Here is a 1,936-nt window from a genome sequence, read left to right on the forward strand (position 1 = left end):
GACGTTTTAGTAATAGACACACGAAATGAGTACGAAGTAAAATTAGGCAAGTTTAAAAATGCAATTAACCCAAATACTCAATGTTTTCATGAGTTTCCTCAGTGGGCAAAGTCATTTTCTGAGAATAAAGACCTGAAAGTGGCTATGTACTGCACTGGTGGAATAAGATGTGAGAAATCTACAGCATACATGAAAAGCCTTGGATTTAACGATGTGTACCATCTTAAAGGTGGTATTCTTTCTTATTTTGAAAACACTCATAATAAAAGTGGTAATTGGGAAGGTGAATGTTTTGTTTTTGACGATAGAATTGCCGTTAGTAACTCACTTGCCCCAAGCGATAAAATAAAATGCATATTTTGCTCAAATCAAGTTCCAACTGTTGAACTGAAATCAGTCTCACGTGGTCAGGTGGTTTGCTCTGATTGTAAAGCTTAACAATTAAAAACTGGATTTATCTGCACGTGTCTATTCAGCTAAGCGGTTAACTCGTGACTTCTTCTTTGAGTTGTGCAATTTCAGCTCTAGGAAGACCAGTAGATTCAGCTATCAAGTCAACAGACACACCAGCCTTAAGTAGGTTTTTTACCACTTCGATTTTTCCTTCAGTTTTTCCTTTCTCAATACCAACTTCAACACCTTCATCAAATTTTTGGTTAAGACAGATCATCTTCACGTTTCTCATCTTGATCATATGTAAACCGTAGTTTTTCGATTTCGTCAGTAGATAATCCTGTTACCTTAGCAATGGTAGCAACATTCATGCCATCGGCGAGCATTGCTTTTACTATTTCAATCTCTCTTTCCTTTCTACCTTCTTCTTTAGCAGTATCAAGTCTGTACGCAAGGATGCCTTCTTCTTTGCGTAGGTCCATTAATCTTTCTTCATATGCTATTAGATCTTCTCATTCCAGCGAAACTTGTCTAACTCATCATATCCTAGCTTTATTATTGGTGATTTTTCTGCTATATTCCTTAAGTCTTCATCTGTAGTATCCTCTGCATACTTGAAAAAGAAACACCACCTTTCTATTGTGATCCCTAGTTCCTCCACTCTGTTTTTTGCGAATTTAGGCAACTCAATAAAAACAAACTGAAAATCTTTTAAGTAATGTCCATTAGCTTTGACCTCTCGTATATTATGAGTAGAAATGTACTCAACTTCCTCAGGAAATATCATATTATCGGAAATAGCAATAAAGAATACTGTCTTTAAATCGATGTACTCACCACCTTTCCCAACCTGCCTTGAATAAGCTTTAGCTGCATATAGCTGAGCGCGTTTTTCGAAGCCTTTATCCCGAGCAAGCTGCATCTCAATCACGTACCTAAGCCCTCTAGAATCCTTGCAAAGAACGTCAACGATACTCTGTTTATCGAAGGCAATTTCAGGATCCATATAGGTGCTAAGAAACTCAACTTCTTGTATAGTATCTATTCCAGTAAATCCTAAGATATCATTGAGAAAATGGATAAGAATGTTCTTGTTTTTCTCAGTGCCAAAGATTTTCTTGAAGGTTAAGTCCAATTTTGGATTGAGAAATTTTGATAAAACCATGAGAAATTTACTTAAAAAGTATTAAAAATTATACACAATTCTGTAGAAATATTCAATCTTTTTGTTTCGGATGTATTGACCCCTACGAACCCAAGCCTCATCTTGCATTGCAATTATATTAAAAAATTTACTAAATAGAGAAAAAAGCAAAAGAAGCCCTGGTCAATACCTGTTCAAAAATATTGGCATCTTTTTAGTCTTAAACACTGCAATCTAGTCTCTGTGAAAAAAGTTTGTCATGAGAAAATAAGGAAAGATGTAGCAAAAACTGGTAGTTTAACTTAGCTACAAATAGAGAAATGACTAAATGGCAATTATATAAAAGAAGGAAATTGAAAACAAGTTTTTAGTTTTTTGAAAAGCGTGAAAGGAATACAC

2 protein-coding genes and 1 pseudogene are annotated in these 1,936 nt (G+C 35.0%); 1 reads left to right on the forward strand and 2 read right to left on the reverse strand.

The window, feature by feature from the left end; translation table 11 throughout:
- Window positions 1-438: oxygen-dependent tRNA uridine(34) hydroxylase TrhO (trhO, locus tag GO685_RS04960; protein WP_281356227.1), on the forward strand; the 438-nt coding region annotated here is incomplete at its 5' end.
- 46 nt (window positions 439-484) lie between these two features.
- Here the strand turns inward: trhO and GO685_RS04965 are convergent.
- Together GO685_RS04965 and GO685_RS04970 are read right to left on the reverse strand one after the other, a co-directional pair.
- Window positions 485-685, reverse strand: coding sequence for a hypothetical protein (locus GO685_RS04965; RefSeq protein ID WP_175937827.1), 201 nt, complete (start codon window positions 683-685; stop codon window positions 485-487).
- Window positions 657-1,558, reverse strand: a pseudogene (locus tag GO685_RS04970) (Rpn family recombination-promoting nuclease/putative transposase). The gene GO685_RS04965 and the pseudogene GO685_RS04970 overlap by 29 nt, the downstream one beginning before the upstream one ends.
- Between the last annotated feature and the right edge of the window lie 378 nt (window positions 1,559-1,936).

Source organism: Wolbachia endosymbiont of Madathamugadia hiepei (assembly GCF_013366855.1).
Taxonomy (GTDB): Bacteria; Pseudomonadota; Alphaproteobacteria; order Rickettsiales; family Anaplasmataceae; genus Wolbachia.